Raw genomic sequence first — 1,556 nt, forward strand, 5'->3', positions numbered from 1 at the left:
ACGCTCTGTCAAACCCATACCATCGAACGCGCCGCCCTGTTCGACCAATTCCCATTTACCCACCATATCGAAAGCGGCGTTTGGTTGAAGAAAAAATAAAACCATACAAAAAGGCCGTCTGAATGTTCAGACGGCCTTTAATTAACAGCATATTAAGCGATTTTCAAATCAATCCGCTTCCAAAACCACTTTCATGACTTGGTTTTCAGCAGCGTGTTTGAATACATCGTAAGCTTTTTCCAATTCGCTGAATTTGAAATGGTGGGTCATCATTTTGGTGTAATCCACTGAGCTGCTGGAAATGGCTTTCATCAGCATTTCGGTGGTATTGGCGTTAACCAGGCCGGTAGTAATGGCAAGGTTTTTAATCCACAGTTTTTCCAGTTTGAAATCAACGGATTGACCATGTACACCAACCACAGCAATATGACCGCCGGGTTTCACGATGTCTTGGCACATATTCCAAGTCGCAGGGATACCGACTGCTTCGATGGCGCAATCTACGCCGTCTTCGCCGACGATAGCGGCAACTTGTTTGCTTACGTCGCCGGAAGTCGGGCTGATGGTATGGGTTGCGCCCAATTCTTTCGCCAGTTTCAAACGGTTTTCGTCCATATCGCAAACAATGATGGCGGCAGGGCTATACAGTTGCGCAGTCAACAACGCAGACATACCAACAGGGCCTGCACCTGCGATGAATACGGTATCGCCGGGTTTCACATCACCGTATTGCACGCCGATTTCGTGGGCGGTCGGCAAGGCATCGCTCAACAGCAAGGCAACTTCTTCATTGACGTTGTCAGGCAGCGGAACCAAGCTGTTGTCGGCATAAGGCGTACGGACGTATTCGGCCTGAGTACCGTCAATCATATAGCCCAAGATCCAACCGCCGTTGCGGCAGTGTGAATAAAGTTGGATTTTACAGTTGTCGCAAGTACAGCATTTGCTGACACATGAAATAATGACTTTATCACCGACTTTGATGTTTTTTACAGCATCGCCGACTTCTTCTACAATACCGATGCCCTCATGACCGAGAATGCGACCGTCGGCAACTTCAGGGTTTTTACCCTTCCAAATACCCAAGTCAGTACCGCAAATCGTGGTTTTAACGATTTTGACGACTGCATCGGTCGGATCGATAATTTGAGGGCGGGGTTTTTCTTCAAAACGGATGTCGTTTGCGCCGTGATAAACCATTGCTTTCATGTGAATCTCCTTGAGCGGTTAATAAATTTTAACAATACAGCGTAAATCCACGTTAACTATATTTATATACCCCTCTACCAGATAAGTCAATCCTGATTATTATTTTGCATATTATACCGTAACATACTGTTTTGAAAATAAATAATTAAAAAGTAAATATTAATGGACACACCTACATCCTTTGCACGACAACTCATCGATTGGCAGCGGCAGCATGGCCGTCACGACTTGCCTTGGCAGGTCAAAGACCCTTATTCCGTCTGGCTTTCAGAAATCATGCTCCAACAAACGCAGGTTGCTACCGTATTGGACTACTATCCGCGTTTCTTAGCCAAATTCCCAACCGT

The 1,556-nt window shown here is 45.9% G+C and carries 2 protein-coding genes and 1 pseudogene; 2 read left to right on the plus strand and 1 reads right to left on the minus strand.

Annotation, left to right across the window (positions count from 1 at the left end; genetic code table 11):
- On the plus strand, positions 1 to 99 hold a 99-nt coding region (locus ACTHUT_RS20230; protein WP_440419589.1), incomplete at its 5' end, for a hypothetical protein.
- A 69-nt stretch (positions 100 to 168) separates the two neighbouring features.
- Here ACTHUT_RS20230 and ACTHUT_RS20235 read toward each other — a convergent pair.
- On the minus strand, positions 169 to 1,209 hold the full coding sequence (locus ACTHUT_RS20235) for a zinc-dependent alcohol dehydrogenase family protein (RefSeq protein WP_440385614.1): 1,041 nt from the start codon (positions 1,207 to 1,209) through the stop codon (positions 169 to 171).
- 162 nt (positions 1,210 to 1,371) lie between these two features.
- On the opposite strand from ACTHUT_RS20235, the pseudogene ACTHUT_RS20240 reads away from it, so the two are divergent.
- Positions 1,372 to 1,556: pseudogene (locus ACTHUT_RS20240) on the plus strand (A/G-specific adenine glycosylase); the annotation flags it as partial.

The sequence above is a fragment of the Neisseria sp. P0022.S010 genome (assembly GCF_051956635.1).